We start from the raw sequence: 17,886 nt of genomic DNA on the forward strand, positions 1-17,886 counted from the left end.
ACGCGCATCTCGTCGCTTCCCGCCGCGGCGGAGTGACGAGATGCGCGCGGTCGGCTGGCTCGGGACTACTCACTCCGGACCACCCTCGCCCACCCTTCTTACGTAGATAACTACGTAATCCTATTGACACATCTGAGAAGCCCACTTACGCTCAGCCCACTTCGGTGTGAGTTGCGTCACGTAAGGGAACGTCCAATGCCTGCGGCATGAATCGAGGAGTGGCTCCGTGTCTCAGATGTCCAGTTCGACCGGCAGGAAATCAGTCAAACGAACGCGTCTGGGGTTGCTTCTGGCGACCTCCGCGCTGGTGGTGGGGACGGCGGCGTGCGGCAGCACGGACGACAGCGCGGACAGCGGTTCGGCCGAGGCGCCGAGCAGTGCGTTCCCCGACAATCCGGCCACCGGCACGCCCGTCAGGATCGGGGTGATCAATCCGGAAGGGGGACCGGCGATCTCGATGCCCAACAATCGGCGTGCCGCCGAGGCGGCCGCCGAATACGCCAACGCGCATCTCGGTGGCATCGGGGGGCATCCGATCGAACTCGAACTCTGTGCCGCCAAGGAGGATCCGGCCTCGAACCAGGACTGCGCGAACCAAATGGTCGAGAAGGGAGTCGCGGCGGTCGTCGTGCCGTCCTCCGGCCACGGCGCCGCGATGGTCCCGATCATCACCGGAGCGGGCATCCCGTACATGACTCCGTCGGGCACCACCCCGGCCGAACTGACCTCCCCCTCGGCCTATGCTCTCAACAGCGGATTCCCGGGATCGCTTGCGGCGATGGCGAACTACGCGAAGGAGCAGGGGTACCAGAAGGTCGCGGCGTTCGTCATCGACACCGGCGCGGTGATCGCCTCGACGCAGGCGCTCGGCGACAGCACCTTCGGCGCAGCCGGCGTCGAACTGAAGATCGCTCCCGTAACGCCCGGTACCCCCGATGCGACGCCGCAGGTCAGCGCCGGATTAGCCGACGGTGTCGACGCGGTGGCGGTGATCGGCGACGCGACGATGTGCACTTCCGTGCTCAGGTCGATGATGACTCTCGGCGCAGACCAGGCGAAGATGATCATTCAGCCCTGCCTCGATCCCTCGGTGATCGATGCGGTCGGTGACTCCCTCGACGGAGCAACGGCGTTCCTCGGTGCCGACATCGATTCCGACGAGCCCGAGGCGGTGCTCTACCGCTCGGTGATGGAACGGTATGCGCCCGACGCGGACATCAACGGTTTCACCTTCACCGGCTATCAGGCCATGCTGGGCCTGATCCGTGCGACCGAGGGTCTCGAGGGCGAGCCGACCGCGGCCGCGATCGACAACGCGATCAAGACCGCTGTGGACGTACCCATGCCGGCGGCGGACGGGATCACCTTCACCTGCGACGGCACCGCGATGCCCGGCATGCCGGCCGTGTGTGCGAATCAAGGCATCATCGCGACCGTCGAAGGTGGCAAGGCGACCGACCCGAAAGTCGGGCAGTGACACCGGCGGCCTGGTTGCCGGAAACGGGTGACTGATGTCCGAGCACTTCGTTTTCCTGGTACTCGGATTGGGCAACGGCGCCGTGTACGCGGCGCTCGGGCTCGCGCTGGTCATGACGTTCCGGAGTTCCGGTGTCGTGAACTTCGCGACCGGCGCGATCGCCTTGTACGTGGCATACACCTACAGCTTTCTGCGTAAAGGTGAGTTGCTCAATCCGATTCCGGGGATGCCGACCACCGTCGACCTCGGTGGGCCGTGGGGCTTCTTGCCGGCATTGGCGCTGTCGCTGGTGATCGCAGCCCTCCTGGGCATCGTGCTCTACGGTCTGGTCTTCCGGCTGGTGCGAAACGCGCCGCCGGTCGCCAAGGCGGTCGTGTCCATCGGCGTGATGCTGGTCGTGCAGGCGCTGCTCGCGCTGCGGGTGGGCACCACCCCGGTGTCGGTCAAGCCGATCCTGCCCAACGGTGTGCTCACGGTCGCCGGGATGCGGATCCCGCAGGACCGGTTGTGGTTCGCGGTTCTCATGATTGCGATGACGATCGTGCTCGTGTGCTTGTTCCGGTACACCCGGTTCGGGCTTGCAACGCGCGCGGCCGCCGAATCCGAGAAGGGGGCGCTCGTCACGGGTCTGTCGCCCGATCGGATCGCCGTGGGCAACTGGGCGTTGAGTACCGTGGTCGCCGGCATCGGTGGCATCCTCATCGCCCCCATCGTTCCGTTGGTCCCGGTGTCCTACTCGCTGTTCGTGATTCCAGCCCTGGCGGCCGCGCTCGTCGGAAACTTCACCGCCATGGGCGTGACCGTCGCGGCGGGATTCGCGATCGGGATGCTGCAGTCCGAGATGACCCATCTGCAGGCGACCATCGACTGGTTCCCGCAATCCGGGATGGCAGAACTCGTTCCGCTGGTGCTGATCCTCGCCTTCCTGGTCGTGCGCGGAAAGCCTCTGCCCACCCGTGGCGCGATCGTGAAGTCCTCCCTCGGCAGGGCGCCGCGCCCCCGGCACATCCTGCTGCCGACCCTCGCCGGGACGGCAGTCGCGATCCTCGCGCTGACGCTGACCTCCGGGAGTTATCGGGCGGCAGTGATCGTCAGCCTCGTTCTGGCCATCATCGGCCTGTCGCAAGTAGTCGTGACCGGCTTCGCGGGTCAGATCTCGTTGGCGCAGTTGCCCCTTGCCGGAGTGGGCGCGTTCACCCTGAGTCGCTTGACGACTGACTGGGGAGTTCCGTTCCCGCTCGCGCCTGTCCTCGGTGCTCTGGCCGCGACGGTGATCGGGGTGGTCGTGGGGCTTCCTGCCCTGCGGATCCGCGGACTGCCCGTCACGGTGGTCACCCTCGCGCTGGCGGTCTTCCTCGAGTTCGTCTGGTTCCGCAATACCGACCTCAACGGTGGAATGCAGGGTGCCCAGGTCGAACCACCCACGCTCTTCGGTCTCGACCTGTCCATCGGTTCCGGAGCCGGCTATCCGCGACCTGCCTTCGGGTTCCTCTGCCTCGCCGTACTCGTGCTGGTCGGGGTGGCCGTCGCGAAGTTGCGGACCGGCCGGCTGGGGGCCGCGATGCTGGCGGTGCGCGCCGACGAACGCGCTGCGGCGGCGTCGGGAATCGACGTGTCGCGGACCAAGTTGCTGGCCTTCGCGATCGGCGCGTTCATCGCGGGACTCGGCGGATCGCTGATGGCCTATCAGCAGACCGTGGTCACCGCGGAGTCGTACACCACCATCGGTGGGATCGCGATGTTCGCGATGATCTACATCGCCGGGGTCACCCTGGTCAGCGGCGGTATCCTCTCCGGGGTTCTCGGTGCCGGCGGAGTAATGTTCATCCTGCTCGACCGACTGCTCGGGTTCGCCGACTACTACGCGATCATCGGCGGGGTCCTGCTCGTCCTCACCGTGATCAGCTACCCCGAGGGGATCGCCGGGCACCTCGCGCAGCGGGCGGTCCGGCTGCAGACCGTCATCGGGCGGCGGTCGGGACGACCGCAGGATGTCCCCGCCGAGACGTCGATCGACGAGCGTGCCCAGCTGGCGACGATGTTGTCCGGGGACACGGCAGGAACCGTCGTTCTCGCTGCGGACGGACTGACCGTCACCCACGGTACCGTCGCGGCGCTGGCAGATTTCTCCATCGAGGTCCGCGCGGGTGAGATCGTCGGTCTCATCGGACCCAACGGGGCGGGCAAGACCACCTGTATCGATGCGCTCAGCGGCTTCGCGGATGCCGGCGGGACGGTGACCCTGGAGGGTCGGCGGATCGACGGACTCGTCCCGCATCGCCGCAGCCGTCTCGGGCTCGGACGCACCTTCCAGGACATATCGCTCTACGAGGACCTCTCGGTGCGGGAGAACGTGGCAGTCGGCACGTTCATTGCGGGTCGACGGTTGGGAAAGACGGATGTTCACTGGATCGACACCCTCTTCCGGATGCTCGACCTCGAATCCTGTGCCGACGACCCGGTGGGCGAATTGTCGCAGGGTCGCAAGCAATTGGTCTCGGTCGCACGCGCTTTGGCGGGCCGTCCCCGGATGCTTCTGCTCGACGAACCGGCGGCGGGTCTGGCGAGTGCCGAAAGTCGTTGGCTCGGCGAGAAACTGCGGGCGGTGCGCGACGCAGGGGTCACCGTACTCATCGTCGACCACGACATGGATCTGGTGCTCGGGTTGTGCGACCGAATCGTGGTTCTCGATCTCGGCCGCGTCATCGCGAACGGGGCCCCGGCCGAGATCCGCAACGATTCGGCGGTCGTCGCCGCCTATCTCGGTGCGACCCAGGAGAAAGCGCCCCAGGAGAAAGCAGAGACAGGCTCATGACGACGAAGCTCAGTGCCACCGGTCTGTTCTGCGGGTACGGTCGCGGTCGCCCGTGTGTGCGGGATGTGGACATCGAACTGCATGCCGGACAAGTGCTTGCGGTGCTCGGCCCGAACGGTGCGGGCAAGACGACCCTGCTGCTGACCCTGGCGGGCCTGCTCGCCCCGCTCGGCGGGTCGATCGACCTCGACGGCACCCCCGTTGCGGCGGGCAATGCGCGAGCCGCATCGAAAGCCGGGATCGTGCTCGTTCCCGATGATCGAGCGCTGTTCAAATCGCTCACGGTCGTCGAGAATCTCCGGCTCGCCCGACGTAAGGGCGGCCCGGCGATCGACGAAGTGATCGAGTACTTCCCGGCTCTCGGCGAACGCCGCTCGATCGCGGCCGGCATGCTCTCGGGTGGCGAACAGCAGATGCTCGCCCTCGCGCGCGCATTCGTGCAAGCACCGAAGGTGCTGCTCGTCGACGAACTGAGCATGGGTCTCGCGCCCGTCGTCGTCGAGTCGTTGCTGCCCGTCGTCCGCAGCTTTGCCGACGACAGGGACGCCGCCGTGGTGCTCGTCGAGCAGCACGTGCACATGGCGTTGTCGGTCGCCGACCTTGCGATGGTCCTGCGACACGGTGAGGTGACGACGAGCGGTCCCGCCGCTGATCTCGCCGCGTCCCCCAGGCTGCTCGAGCAGGCATATCTCGGCGAATCTGCCGCACCGGACTCGATCGTCTTCTGACACCGACCTCGGTCACCCCTGGACGAGCCGGGTGCGCGTCGCGCCGTGCCCCTCCCAGTACTGCTCGCGGATGTGGCGTTTGTAGAGCTTGCCGTTCGGGTCCCGAGGGAGGTCGCGCACGAAGTCGACGCTGGTCGGGCACTTGAAGGTGGCGAGCTCACGCCGGCAGTAGTCGAGGAGTTCGGCTGCGAGGGCGTCGGAGGCGGTGTCGGGATCGACCGGTTGCACGACCGCCTTGACCGCCTCGCCCATGTCCTCGTCGGGTACACCGATCACGGCGACGTCGAGCACTGCGGGATGCCCGATCAGGACGTTCTCGGTTTCCTGCGGGTAGATGTTCACACCACCCGAAATGATCATCAGGGCCTGCCGGTCGGTCAGGTAGAGGTAGCCCTCCTCGTCGAGGTATCCCATGTCACCGAGTGTGCGCCAGCCCTTCGGGTGGGTGACGCCGGCGGTTTTCGCCGGGTCGTTGTGATACTCGAAGGGCCGCCCACCGGCGAAGTACACGACTCCGATCTCGCCGGGCGGCAGTTCTTCGCCGTCCTCGCCCACGATGTGACATTCCTGCATGGGCCTGCCGACGGAACCCGGATGCGTCAGCCATTCCGACGCCGAGATCTGACTCGCACCGACATCCTCGGTGCCGGAATAGTATTCGTGGACGATCGGGCCGAGCCACTCGATCATCCGGTGTTTCACCGAGACGGGGCACGGCGCGGCGCCGTGCGTGACCTCCTTCAGGGACGACAGGTCGTACCGCATGCGTTCCTCGTCGGAGAGCTTGAGCATCCGAACGAACATGGTGGGCACGAACTGTGCGTAGGTGACGCGGTGACGTTCGATGAGTTCGAGGCAGCGGAGCGGGTCGAATCGTTCCATCACCACGACGGTGGCACCGAGGCGTTGCGCCGACATGCAGAACACCAGGGGAGAGCCGTGATAGAGCGGGGCGGGGGAGAGGTACACAGTGCCCGCGGTGATCCCGCGCGCCGCGATGCCCTGGGCGATCAGGGCCGGTGGCGCGGCAGGATCACCGAAAGGTGTGCCCGGCAGTGGTTTGCGAACCCCCTTGGGGCGCCCCGTTGTTCCCGACGAATACAGCATCTCGCGACCTTCGACGGACTCCTCGAACGGTAGCGGTTCGTGGTGATCGAGGATCGAGGTGTAGTCGTCGAAGCCGGGGAGAGCGCCGTCGGTGCACACCCGGATGCGAAGGGAAGCCGGGTCGAGTCCGTCGACGACATCGGACATCGACGCGGAGGTGATCAAGGCGGCTGCGCCGCAGTCGTCGAGGATGTACTGCACCTCGGACGGGCGCAGGTGCCGGTTGACGGCGGTGTAGTACAGGCCCGAACGCTGTGCGGCCCACGCGACTTCCAGGAATGCGGGTGAGTTCTCCATGAGGATCGCGATGTGATCGCCGGTGGTCAGGCCCTGGGCGCGCAGGTAGGTGGCGAACCGTGCGGACCTGTCGTCGAGTTCCCGGTAGGGGACCACTGTCCCTGCGCCCATGATGATCGCGGGCGCGTCGGGGTTGCGTCGAGCATGGGTGGCCGGGGTCGGTCCGGCCTCCGCCGGTTCGGTGGCCGATGCTGTCATGGAGGACCTCCGGAAATTCGATCTTCACTTCGAGAAGTTCGTTCTTGTTTGTGAGAGTATCGTTTCGATACGGTCGTGGCCAGTCCTCGCCAGTACTCGCCCGCCACCGAAGTTCCGCTCCCACAGTCGTTCCAGTGAAGGGGTCCCGATGATGCTCCGCTTACGCCGCCGAATGCGACGCGTGATACCGACGGCCGCTCTCGTCGCATCGTTGGCTCTGGTGGCCGGGGCATGTGCGAGCGGTGGTGCTGCGTCCGCCTCCGACGCCGCGGTCGGAGATCCGGTCTCCGGCGGCACGGTGCGCATCGTCCAGGGCGGAGAACCTCGGTCCCTCGATCCGGCGACGCTCGTGAACGCGTGGGTGACGAACAGTGTCATCGGCAACGCGCTGTACGGAACGTTGCTGGTCAACGACCCCGAGACCGCCGAGATCACCCCCATCCTCGCCGAGTCGTTCGACACCGCAGACGGTGGCAACACATTCGAACTGAAACTACGTGCCGGAACGACCTTCACCGACGGAACCGTCTACGACGCCGAGGCGGTCCGCTACAACTGGGACCGGATGCGCGATCCTGCCGGGGCTTCACCATCCCTGATCCAGGCATCCCAGATCGCGGCACTCGAGGTGATCGATCCTCTGACGCTGCGAGTGACGCTCGTATCCCCGAACCCGCACTACGGCCAGGCAGTGGTGTGGAGCGGGTTGAACTGGATCGCCTCCCCGACCGCCCTCGACGAAGGTCGGCCGGCGTTCGACGAGCGCCCCGTCGGGGCGGGACCGTTCACGATGTCGCAGTGGCGCCGCCAGGATCGGATCATCCTGGAACGCAACGCGGGATACGAACCCGCGCCCTATCTCGACGGAATCGAATTGCTCCACAACAGCGACACGAACCAGCGCGTCAACTCGGTGATCACCGGAGACGCCGGACTCGCCATCGAAGCCAGCTGGGCAACGCTCGGGCGCGCCGAGGACGCCGGCCTCCGCACGGTGGTCCAGCCGACCGATGGCGGGCAATTCCTCGCACTGAACACCCGACGCGCGCCGTTCGACGACGAGCGGGCTCGCCGAGCACTCGCGCTCGCGATCGACATCGACGCGCTGAACGATGTGGTCTTCGCAGGACGGGCGGAACTGCCGCGTTCACTGTTCGGCGAGTCCTCACCGTTCCACACCGACATCATGATCCCGGCGCACAATCCAGGGGCGGCGCAAGAACTGTTCGACGAACTCGCAGCAGAGGGCAAGCCCGTGTCGTTCACCTTCCTGGCGTACACCTCGGTGGAGAACAAAGCGGTCGCCGAAGCCGTGCAGGCGCAGCTGAGCGCCTTCGACAACGTCGACGTCCAGGTCGAGGTCCTCGAACTTGCCTCTGCTCTACCGAGATTGAACGCCCACGACTTCGACGTCGCGATCACCTCCGCCACGATCGTCGACCCCGACACCGCACTGTGGTCCGCCTTCCACGGCGACTCGACGGGGAACTTCACCGGCATCGACGACCCGGAACTCAACGCGGCGATCGACGAAGGCCGGGGAGCGGCCGACCTCGATGCGCGCCGTGCCGCGTACACGACCGCTCAGCAGCGGATCGTCGAGCTCACTCCTGCCGTGTGGTACATCCGCACAGCACCGGCCGCGATCCTCGGCGAAGGCGTGCACGGGGTGCAGATGTACGGAATGGGATCGATCCGCCCGGAAATGTTGTGGACGACGCCGTAGCGTCCGCCCGATGCCCGGCAGGTCACCGGGAACGCCGGTTCTTCTTACGCTTCTTTTTCTTCTTGTTGCCGGTGCGGCCCCCGCCGCGCGCCGGTCGCGGTTCGTCCTTCGCGGCGGCGGCCTCGAGCAGCGAACGCTGCATCTCCCGGCGCAGGCTGTCCATCAGTTCGGGGGAGCGCAACAGAAAGGTGGCCTCCTGCAACGCCGTATAGCGATCCCTGGAGATCAGGACGGCCGCGTCGCGTTTGCCGACGATCTCGACCGCGACGGCCTCGTCGTTGACCTCACGGACCAACTCACCCAACCGCTTGCGTGCGTCCTTCACGGACACGGACGTTGATGGCACTCGCGGCGACTCCGATCTGTTCCCCTCGACGTGGGCATCCTTCCATCACCCGCGAGGAAATCGGGGGTGGACACGACGGAGACGTCCGCCGGACATGATCGACGTGCGTGAAGGGGAGGCGTCCGCAGTGGTAGACGCCTCGCGTTCGTTCATGGAATCAGTACGTACCGGCCGCGCACGCCGCCGAGTGCCATGGACCGGTGTGCCTCGGCCACCTTCTCCAGCGGTACCGCGTCGTGCACACGGAGCGGAAGTTCGCCCGACGCGGCGCGGGCGAGGAGACCGCCCAACCGGGCGCCGTCGGGCCGAACTTCCACAGCGGTCACGATGATCCCCCGCTCGGACGGAGATCCGAGGTTCGGGCGAACACGGCCGGATATCCGCCGACGATCCCGGCCGCGCCGATGATCAGCAGTCGGTTCCTGCGGTGGGACGGTTCCCCGAGCAAGTCGACGATCTGGGCCGCCGTGAGACCGTTGAGCGGAACGGTGGACGCCGCGATCGAATCCAGTCCGTGCGGTACCACAGCGACATCGGCGGCCCGCCGGAATCGGGTAGTGCACTACCCGCGACGATCACCGGTCGCCTCAGCAGGATTGCAGTACAGGCATGTAGTGCGAGTTCGAGTCACCGACGGAGGTGCACGATGAACAGGATCGGTGATCATGCAGTCGTTCTGGGGGCAAGCATCGGCGGTCTACTGGCGGCCCGGGCCCTGGCCGAGTCCTACCGCACAGTGACGGTCGTCGAGCGGGATGTACTTCCCGACGCGGCGGAGAAACGCCGCGGAGTGCCGCAGGGACAACATGCCCACGCTCTCCTCGCGCGCGGCGCGCAGATCGTGGACGAGTTGTTCCCCGGAATACTCGACGGACTCGTCGCAGCAGGTGCGCCGATGATCCCCGGCGATGATCTCGCCGCCCTGTATTTCGCCCCCGGGGGGCACCCCATGGTCCAGGCCGGCGGCTTCCGCGACCGCCGAACCACGTACACACCGAGCAGGCTGCTGTTCGAAAGCCATGTCCGTCGGCGCGTGCGCGACCTTCCGAACGTCACGATCCTCGACGGCCACAGTGCCGGCGATCTGACGACGACATCCGATCACCGCCGGGTCACCGGCGTGACGGTGGGAAGCCGCGAGGGCGTCCGCACCTTGACGGCCGACCTGGTGCTCGACGCGACGGGACGTGGCGCCCGCACGCCGGCTTCTCTCGCGAAGCTCGGCTACGAGCGGCCGGCCGAAGACCATGTCGTCGTGCACGTCACCTACCGGAGCCAACTGCTGCGCTTCCCGTCCGGTGCGCCGAGGGAGAAAGCGGTGCTGGTCGGTGCGCAGCCCGGACGCGCCACCGGCATGGGGCTGTTCGCGCACGAGAACGGCACATGGTTGTTCACCACTGCCGGAATGGCGGGTCATGAACCCCCGGCAGATCTGGCCGGCATGATCACCTTCGTCGAAGGGTTCGTACCCCGCCGCGTCGTCTCTGCACTCCGCGAAGCCGAGCCGCTCGGTGCAGTGGCGCAGCACCGATATCCGTCCAGTCAGTGGCGCCATTACGAGCGGATGCGCCGGTTCCCGGACGGACTTCTGGTTGCTGGAGATGCGATCTGCAGCTTCAATCCGCTCTACGGTCAGGGCATGACGGTCGCCGCACTCGAAGCGAACGCGCTGCGGCAATGCCTGCGACACGGCGACGACGACCTCGCTCGGCGATTCTTCCGCGCCGCTGCGAAGCCGATCGGCGCCGCGTGGCAGCTTGCCGTCGGTGCCGATCTGGCGCTACCAGAGGTGGAGGGACCGCGACCACTGCCGACCCGCCTCGGCAACGCCTATGTGGACCGGGTGCTGGCAGCGGCCGAAACCGATGCGGTGGTCGTCGACCGTTTCCTCAGGGTGAGCAGCCTGATGGATCCACCCCGATTCCTGTTCCATCCCGCGCTCGTGCGCCGGGTGTGTGCCGATGGCCTCCGGCGGCACCGTGAAGCCGTCCGGGCGCCCGCTCCGACCGAGAACGATCGCCTCGCGCGCATTGGGCCGTTCAACCGGTCCGGCGTTTGACACCCACCGGATCGGACGTGCGCTTCTCGTCGTCCCGCTTCGGAGTGCCCCAACGAGAAGTGCACGTGGGCCGGAGGTTTCAGTCACCGGCGGCCGGGGATCACGCGAACTCGAGCGCCCCCTCGACCGGCTGCACGACCCGCCGCGTCCGCGGCGAACCCAGGGCGAATTCCAGGTCCGAACCGTTGTGCTCGGCGAGCAGTTCACCGCTCGACCACACCAGCAGGGTGGTGGCGACGGTGTGTTCGGCCACCGAATGCGACAGGTCGTAGTGCGCGCAACCCGGCACGTCGGCGTAGGTGATCCACAGGTCGAAGCCGGTCATGAACAGGTCGAGATCGAATTGCACGGACAGGCCGAGCAATTCGCTGCGACCGGTGTCGTCGACGCCCGCGAACGCCTCGTCCAGGGCGAGTAGACGTGGCGCGTGTGGATCCGCCGAATCGAGCATCACATGTGCGGCGGCGAACAACGGCAGATGCAGGGAGACTGACTGCTCACCGCCGGACAGCGCCGAATGCCGGGCGGGAGTGAGTCGGTCCTCGCTGCCGTCCGCGCCGATCAGGCTGAACGAGAACACCCGCCAGCGCCGGTAATCGAGTGTCGAGGTGAGGATTTCCGGATACGACCGTTCCGGATGCGCGGCCCGTTCCGCGCGGATTCGTGCCGCGAAGTGCGCGCGGATACCGGCGAGATCCTCCGGTGCCAGCAGCGAGGCGTCGCGGTCGAGGAGTTTGCATACCGCGCGGGCCTGCTCGTCGAGATGGTCGGCGAGCACCCAGTGCACACCGATGGTGTTACCGGACGACATGTGCCGCTGCCGCATCTCGGTGCTCATCCGGGCGATGAGATCGCGTGCATCGACGGTGCGCTCGTGGATCTGCTGCGCGAGGCCGGTGAGCAGGGCATCTTCGAGGATGCGCCGCTCCGAATCGGTGAGCAGCGCCTCCTGTTCCCGCCGTGCCCGGGAGATTCGCTGCGCGAACGCCGCGACGGAGGTGTAGCCCTGTTCGTCCTGCACCTGTACGACGGTGACGCCGTCGGCAGCGTCCCAGTGCAGCCGGTAGTCGCGACCCCGGGCGAGTTCGGCATCGAACTCCTGCAGCGCGGAGGTCAGCGCCGAAGCGGTCGCCTTACGGGTGGAATCGGCCACTGTCACCGACTCGGTCGCGGTGTCGAGCACCCGGAATAACGCAATGACTTCGTCCGGCAGGACCTCCACGGTGTCGTCGGCGGACCGGCGGATCCGATAGGACAGCTGATCGGCGTCGAGCCACGCGGCCGCACTCGACGGCCACACATGCTCGCTGTCGATGCCGAGCAGGGTCAGCAGGTCGGGGCGGGCGAAGGGCGCAAGGGCGCCGGCGTCGGCGCGTGCCTCGGTGAGCGCTGCCCGCAGGGCGTGCTCTGCGCCGGTGTGGGCGGCATCGGCCTTGCCGATGCGTTCGAGGCTCGACTCGTGGGCCTTGCGGGCCGCCCGCTCGGCAGCTTTCGCCGACTCGATCCGCCTGCGTGCATCCTCGAGGTGGGCGTCGATCAGCTCTGCGCTCGCACCGATGGACTCCCGCAGGGTCGCGAGTTTCTGCTGCTCGTTGGCCAAGGTCTCGGCGTTCTCCGCAGCGAACTCGGCCGCGTTCTCCGCGGCCGCCCGTGCCTCGTCCAGACGAATTTCGGTGTCGCGTAGCCGGTCGCCGCATGTTGCCTGCTCACGCAGCGCCCGCTGTAGAGCCTGACCTTGGGAACGGAAGTGTCGGACCGACGCGTCGAGACTGTCCAGTTCGGTAGCGGTGATCGGGGCGTGGTGCCGGCCGGCCGTCGAACGCAGGTGCTGTTCCTTCGCGGCGACGGCAGCGATCGCCTGATCGAGGTCGCGGTCCGCGCCGGCGGCGGATTCGGACGCGGTACGCAGCGCACCGGCGCATTCGGTGACCTTGCGCAGCGCCGCGAGCACGGTACCGGCGCGCGGCAATGCTTTCACCGCTGCGTCGAGGGCGGCGAGCCGGTGCCCGATCTCGCGGTCCTGCTCTCGCAGCGACTCGGCTTCGGCGCGACATTCGGCGATGGTGGTTTCGAGTTCGACGATGCGGCGTTGTCGACGGCGCGCCCGCGCGGTCGCACCGATGAACTCCGCCTGCTCCTTGACGTGCCGGCCGAGTTGCACCCCCTGCCGGAACGCGCCGTCCGCATCCACCGACACCCGTACGCCCGGGTCCGGTGTACCGTTCCACGCGATCGACGACAGGACCGCAGCCACCCGGTCCTCGGAGACGACCGTGTCTGCTTCGGGCACAAGAACATCCGACAAGGTCGGACCGCTGGGCCGATGTTCCGGAGGTAGCGCCACCAGCAACTGCTCGGACTCGATGGCGGGCGGCATCCCGCCGTCGTCACCCACGATCCATCCGTCGAGCAGATTCGCGCCCTGCAGCGCTGCCTCGATACCGGCGGCCACTCGAGCCGAGACGTCGTCGCGGAAGCGGACGAGCTGCCACAGCGGTGCCCCGCCGAGCTCGTCGCGGCGGCCGGTGCGGGCGGTAAAGGCCGGGGGAGCGTCGTCGCGTTCCGCCGCAACCGCTGTGCGTTCGGCCTCGAGCTCACCGATCCGGGTGCCGAGGGATTCGATCTCCGATGCGCACAACCGTCGCCGGAATCGCAGGTCGTCGACCACAGGGCCGGTGTGTTCGGCGAAGACGGCGGACGGGGACGGTGCATCGTCCTGCCCGACCGCACCGAAGGCGGCGTCGAGCGCATCGAACACCGCGGTGGACAGCCCGACCGTCGCGAACATCTCCGCGTGTTCGGACCACCAGCGCCCCAGCTCGGTGGCGATCTCGCTGCGGGAGAGCGCGACCACGGTCTCCGCGGTTTTCACTGCCGCGAGCGCGGCGTCACACTGCCGGCGGCTGCGTGCCGCGGCGGACTCGGCGCGTACTCGCGCGGCGGCGGCACCGTCGAGCTGGGAGAGGGCGGTGCGCACGGCGCGCACGTCGGCGTCGCGTTCCTCGGCGAGCGCGTCGATCGCCTGGATCAGCTGTTCGCTTCGTTCGACGCTGTCGAGCCCGGTCCATGTGATACCGGCGTCCTCGGCAGCCGACCGGAGACCGTCCTCGCTGCGTCGACGTGCCGCGGTCGCCGCCTCGAGTGCGTCACGGGCGCGATCGCGGTCGCGGAGCCGGTCGGCCACGACGGTCTGGGCGCGGGCTGCCTGGTCCGCCTGCACGGCGGTGGTCCGTTCCAGGTTCGCCACCACCGACGCGAGGTCGTCGAGCTGCTGCTTGCCCTCGTATGCGCTGGATCGGTGCAGTGCCTCGAGCGTGGTCCGTGCCTGCTCGTGGTCGCGTTCGGCGTCGGCGAGTTGCTCTTCGGAGACGGTGCGTGCGGCGCCGGCCTCCGTGCGCGCGGCGGCTGCCTCCCGCAGCGAGCGGATCGCGGTGTCGACCACCCCGAGGCGGGCGCCGACCTTGTCCACGGCCGTGCGGGCCTGCTGGCGGATGTACTTCGAGTACACCTTGACGAACTGTTGTGCCGCGTCGTCGGCGGCCGCCAGGGATTCGAGGGTGCGCTCGACCTCCTCGATCGCGGAGAACGAGCGGGCCGCCTCGACGATGAGGTCGTCGTCGAGAGGACGGAGTCCGTCCGTCAGCGCCTGCGACAATCCCTTCGGATCGAGGTTCTTCGCGAGCTGGGGCCGCCGCAGCGTCAGGATCAGGTTGATCAGCTGGTCGTAGCGCTGTGCGCCCAGCCCGAACATGCGCGCATCGATCGCAGCGCGGTAGTCGACGGGACGGTCGCTGACCGCGTCGGTTCCGATCTGTTCGACGAGTTGCTTGCGAGTGAGCGGACGGTCCTCGTCGTCGAGCAGCGAAAAGTCCACGCCCACGCGGCCGTCGACGACGAAATGCCAGCGCGTGACCTTGTCGTTGCCGCGAGTGGCACGCATGCCGATGCCGACCGTCACGGCTTCGGGATCGTCGGCGCGGCCGCGGCAGAACTCCATCCACACGTAGGAGTGGGCACTGTCCTGTCCCCGGTAGAGCAGGTTCGAGCGCATCGTGCGTTCCTCGCCGGCGAACGGGTTCAGTCGCCGCGGCTCGATCCGGCCGTCGAGGACGAAGGGGAACAGCACTTCGAGGGCCTTCGTCTTGCCCGAGCCGTTCGGCCCACGCAGTACCAGGCGTCCGTCGGCGAACGAGAACTCCTGGTCGCGGTAGTCCCACAGATTGATGATCCCGGCACGCGTGGGTCGGAATCGGGCGCTGCTCATGAGATCTCCGTCGGTTTTGTGTGGGTGTCGGGGGTCGGTGGCGGGGTGGTGCCTGGAAACAGGTCGATCTCCGGATCCCGTTTGCGCACACTGACCGTCACCCCGCGGAAACGAGCCAGGGCCGGTAGCGCGAGCACTCCGCCCGGCACCCGGGCCACCAATCGGAGCTTGTCGAGCATCTCCACCGCTGCCTCGGTCAACCCGGCGGGGTCGGCCTGCCACTGGGCGGCGAAGGTGCGGCCGTAGATGTCGACGAGCCGGCCGACGGTGCTCGCCAGCCACGAATCCTCGAGCAGGGGATGTTCGATCGGAACTCGATCGGCGCCGGTGCCATCCTGCTCGTCCGGGTGGACGGACACCTCCGAGATCGCGAGAGGGGTGAAGACCGTCGACTTCGGGATCGCCGCATCGACGGCCGCGACGAGCGTGCCGTGCGCCTGCGTGGGCACCGGCAACCGGGGAGGGGCCGGGGCATCGGGATCGAGAATGCGGTCGCACATCTCCCCGGCGAGCAACAACGCGACCTGCGCCACGGTCCCCGTGTTCGGGAAGCGAATATCCGACACACGTCCCGAGGTATCCACCAGCGCAACGCCTTCCGCGCGACGTTCACACGTCAGGCCGGTCAGCAATTCCACCTCGTCGGTGGTGCGCCGCAATGCGAGTTGCAACGCCTCGTCCTCGTCGAGATCGTCGGCGTAGACCACCGGACGCTGCAGCAATGCGCGCCGCACACGGCGTCGCACCTCTGCTGTATCGGATTGTGGTGCACCGGAATTGCCGAGCAATCCGCGCACCGATTCGAGGTGCTGCAACGCTCGCGGGGGACGGAACAGGGCGTGGACGACAGCGCGGTCGACGTCGTAGAGCGCTTCACCGCGGTCGGGATCGCTCGCCCACCCGCCGGCGTCGCCGTCGGCGAGGGTGATCGCGCCGCGCACGCCGAGCCAGGTCACGGCGTCGACGAAGGCGTCACGGTCGGCGGCGCGTTCGGTGTCGAGTTCGACACCGTCGACCCGGCCCGCCTCGGCGGCCACGTGCTCGGCGAGTTCGGACAAAGTGATCTGCCCGGCCCCGCGACCGAGCGCGGCTATCGCCAGTGCGAGGTAGGCATATCGGCGCCTGTCGAACGGCCGGCCGGTGGTCGTCGTCGTACCCGCACCGGGGTCGAGACGATCGGCGACGGTGAACAGCCGGGCGGTGGTTTCGGTGACCTCCAGTCGATAACCGAAGGTAGCGAGCAGGTCCTCCCGCAGTTCGGTGGCCCAGCGGCGCACCGCCGCCAGCGACGAGCGGTCGGGAAAGGTGGCGGTGACCAGATGGTGGGTGAGGACCAGACGTGCCGCGCGTTGGTAGGAATCCAGTTCCACCGACGGGATAGATCGGGCTCTCATCGCACCTCCACCGACAGTCCGTCCAGATACAGACGGCCCCGCGCAGTGTGCACGACCGTGGATTCGCTGCTCGGGCGCAGCGTGAGCTTCACCCCGTTCTGGGTACCGGAGGCGGTGTCGTCGGCGCGCACCCGCCCGCTGACCGGCACTCGTGCCGACAGGGCCGCATCGAGCAGGCTCAACAGCACCTCCGCTTCCGGTTCGGTCAACTCCCGCTCGCGCACGCCCCCGGCGGCGAGAGATCGTGCGGCCTCGGATCGTCTGCGTTGCTTATCGAGTTGCAGTTCCCGCAGGCGGCGCACCCCGGCGTCGTTGCGCTGAATCCGGCCCGGCGCACCGGCGGCGGGCCGGCGGCCGGTTTCGGCCAGGGTGCGCGAAATCTCCACCGGCGGTGCGTCCCACCACGAGCGGGTGACCGGGATGACGTCGGCGTCGGGGTGTGCGACGGAAAAGTGCCGTGGCCGCCCCAGGTCGAACACCGCCCCGAACAGTGCGTGCGCTGCGTCCTCCGACGGCGCCGCAGCGAACCAGCCGGCCAGATGCCGAAGCTGCGACTCGCGGCTGACACCGCCGCGACGCTGCTCGGTGAGCCGACGCAACAATGCCAGCACCGCCGAGATCGCGTTGGTCGTCGCACCCCGCAGGCGTTCGGATTCGCTCGGCTCCGACCCGACACCGACGAACCAGTGCTCGATGCCCCACCATCGCTGCACCCAGTCCGCCTCGCGCTCCTCGAACGACAGCAACACCCGCTCGTCGTGCCGGGCTGCTGCCGCAGTCAGTCTGTCCACACCCGATGACCGCACCCGATCCAGGGCGACGGACAGCTTCGGGGCGTAGCGGGCGAGGTCGGTACTGAACTCTCGCATGTGAGTGAGCAGAGCGTCCTTGTGCGCGATGAACGTTTCCGGGGTGACCTCGGTCGTGCGCATCAGGTCACCGAGCACGAGATAGAAGCGGGCTGCGCGCTCGGCCATGTCCGACAACGTCGCGTCGAGCCGGCTCAGTTTCCGGTAGACGAGTTCACCGTCGCCGGCGGTGTTCGCATCGGCGAGATCGTCCAGGTCGGCGAGCAGGTCGGGCAGCGCCAGGCGCGAGAGCGACACATCTTCGCCCCGGGAGGACAGGACGTCCTCGACGGCGCGGAAGACCCGGTATCCGGCCTGGCCGAACTGGTACACGTAGTGCCGGTTGCGGTACTCGGCGAGGGTTGCCGCGCGGGTCCCGTCGTAGCTGCGCTCGAGTACACCCCAGCTGTGCAACTGCTCGAGCAGAGCAGGGATCTCGGAGGAATCGGGGACGTGGTCACCGGTCGCGCCCGGCAGCCGGGAGAGGACGTTCTCGACGTCCCCGGCGTGCAAGAGCACCGAATAGTTGCCGCGCGCGTGATCGAAAGCGCGCAGCACCCACAGGTAGTGCACTCGCTTCTCGGCTGTGGCGAACGAGAACAGTCGCAGGCGGTCGTCCCGCAGCCT

11 protein-coding genes are annotated in these 17,886 nt (G+C 67.8%); 5 read left to right on the forward strand and 6 right to left on the reverse strand.

Annotated elements, in window-relative coordinates:
* Positions 1-235 precede the first annotated feature (235 nt).
* The 3 genes from ABZ789_RS21180 to ABZ789_RS21190 are packed head-to-tail and all read left to right on the forward strand — an operon-like array spanning position 236 to position 5,020.
* On the forward strand, positions 236-1,477 hold the full coding sequence (locus ABZ789_RS21180; RefSeq protein WP_358428198.1) for an ABC transporter substrate-binding protein: 1,242 nt from the start codon (positions 236-238) through the stop codon (positions 1,475-1,477).
* A gap of 34 nt (positions 1,478-1,511) precedes the next feature.
* A complete protein-coding gene (locus ABZ789_RS21185; protein WP_358428108.1) occupies positions 1,512-4,292 on the forward strand; it encodes a branched-chain amino acid ABC transporter permease/ATP-binding protein in 2,781 nt (926 codons plus the stop codon).
* The gene (locus tag ABZ789_RS21190; protein WP_358428111.1) at positions 4,289-5,020 is read left to right on the forward strand and encodes an ATP-binding cassette domain-containing protein; all 732 of its coding nucleotides are present in this window, start codon (positions 4,289-4,291) and stop codon (positions 5,018-5,020) included. The genes ABZ789_RS21185 and ABZ789_RS21190 overlap by 4 nt, the downstream gene beginning before the upstream one ends.
* A gap of 12 nt (positions 5,021-5,032) precedes the next feature.
* On the opposite strand, the gene ABZ789_RS21195 is transcribed toward ABZ789_RS21190, so the two are convergent.
* The gene (locus ABZ789_RS21195) at positions 5,033-6,622 is read right to left on the reverse strand and encodes an acyl-CoA synthetase (RefSeq protein ID WP_358428114.1); all 1,590 of its coding nucleotides are present in this window, start codon (positions 6,620-6,622) and stop codon (positions 5,033-5,035) included.
* Between the two features lie 148 nt (positions 6,623-6,770).
* On the opposite strand from ABZ789_RS21195, the gene ABZ789_RS21200 reads away from it, so the two are divergent.
* A complete protein-coding gene (locus ABZ789_RS21200; RefSeq protein WP_358428117.1) occupies positions 6,771-8,348 on the forward strand; it encodes an ABC transporter substrate-binding protein in 1,578 nt (525 codons plus the stop codon).
* 22 nt (positions 8,349-8,370) lie between these two features.
* On the opposite strand, the gene ABZ789_RS21205 is transcribed toward ABZ789_RS21200, so the two are convergent.
* Both ABZ789_RS21205 and ABZ789_RS21210 read right to left on the reverse strand, forming a co-directional pair.
* Positions 8,371-8,673, reverse strand: a complete 303-nt coding sequence (locus tag ABZ789_RS21205; RefSeq protein ID WP_358428120.1) for a type II toxin-antitoxin system prevent-host-death family antitoxin — start codon at positions 8,671-8,673, stop codon at positions 8,371-8,373.
* Between the two features lie 170 nt (positions 8,674-8,843).
* On the reverse strand, positions 8,844-9,020 hold the full coding sequence (locus ABZ789_RS21210) for a zinc-binding dehydrogenase (protein WP_358428123.1): 177 nt from the start codon (positions 9,018-9,020) through the stop codon (positions 8,844-8,846).
* Between the two features lie 320 nt (positions 9,021-9,340).
* On the opposite strand from ABZ789_RS21210, the gene ABZ789_RS21215 reads away from it, so the two are divergent.
* Positions 9,341-10,753 carry a 2-polyprenyl-6-methoxyphenol hydroxylase-like oxidoreductase gene (locus ABZ789_RS21215; RefSeq protein WP_358428126.1) on the forward strand — a complete coding sequence of 471 codons (1,413 nt, stop codon included), beginning with the start codon at positions 9,341-9,343 and terminating at the stop codon, positions 10,751-10,753.
* 100 nt (positions 10,754-10,853) lie between these two features.
* Here ABZ789_RS21215 and ABZ789_RS21220 read toward each other — a convergent pair whose 3' ends face one another.
* Genes ABZ789_RS21220 through ABZ789_RS21230 form a run of 3 tightly spaced genes read right to left on the reverse strand, consistent with a single transcriptional unit; the run spans position 10,854 to position 17,868 of the window.
* Positions 10,854-15,017, reverse strand: a complete 4,164-nt coding sequence (locus tag ABZ789_RS21220) for a TIGR02680 family protein (RefSeq protein WP_358428129.1) — start codon at positions 15,015-15,017, stop codon at positions 10,854-10,856.
* A complete protein-coding gene (locus ABZ789_RS21225) occupies positions 15,014-16,411 on the reverse strand; it encodes a TIGR02678 family protein (protein WP_358428132.1) in 1,398 nt (465 codons plus the stop codon). The genes ABZ789_RS21220 and ABZ789_RS21225 overlap by 4 nt, the downstream gene beginning before the upstream one ends.
* Positions 16,408-17,868 (reverse strand): TIGR02677 family protein, encoded by a 1,461-nt coding sequence (locus ABZ789_RS21230; protein ID WP_358428201.1) that lies wholly within the window; start codon positions 17,866-17,868, stop codon positions 16,408-16,410. Before ABZ789_RS21230 ends, ABZ789_RS21225 begins: the two co-directional genes overlap by 4 nt.
* Between the last annotated feature and the right edge of the window lie 18 nt (positions 17,869-17,886).

Source organism: Rhodococcus sp. NPDC047139, from assembly GCF_040643435.1.
GTDB lineage: Bacteria > Actinomycetota > Actinomycetes > Mycobacteriales > Mycobacteriaceae > Rhodococcus.

Excerpts from the sequence above, each read along its gene's own strand:
- ABZ789_RS21220 (WP_358428129.1), bottom strand. The coding sequence starts at position 15,017 with ATGAGCAGCGCCCGATTCCGACCCACGCGTGCCGGGATCATCAATCTG.
- ABZ789_RS21185 (WP_358428108.1), top strand. The coding sequence starts at position 1,512 with ATGTCCGAGCACTTCGTTTTCCTGGTACTCGGATTGGGCAACGGCGCC.
- ABZ789_RS21190 (WP_358428111.1), top strand. The coding sequence starts at position 4,289 with ATGACGACGAAGCTCAGTGCCACCGGTCTGTTCTGCGGGTACGGTCGC.
- ABZ789_RS21215 (WP_358428126.1), top strand. The coding sequence starts at position 9,341 with ATGAACAGGATCGGTGATCATGCAGTCGTTCTGGGGGCAAGCATCGGC.
- ABZ789_RS21225 (WP_358428132.1), bottom strand. The coding sequence starts at position 16,411 with ATGAGAGCCCGATCTATCCCGTCGGTGGAACTGGATTCCTACCAACGC.
- ABZ789_RS21180 (WP_358428198.1), top strand. The coding sequence starts at position 236 with ATGTCCAGTTCGACCGGCAGGAAATCAGTCAAACGAACGCGTCTGGGG.
- ABZ789_RS21200 (WP_358428117.1), top strand. The coding sequence starts at position 6,771 with ATGATGCTCCGCTTACGCCGCCGAATGCGACGCGTGATACCGACGGCC.
- ABZ789_RS21195 (WP_358428114.1), bottom strand. The coding sequence starts at position 6,622 with ATGACAGCATCGGCCACCGAACCGGCGGAGGCCGGACCGACCCCGGCC.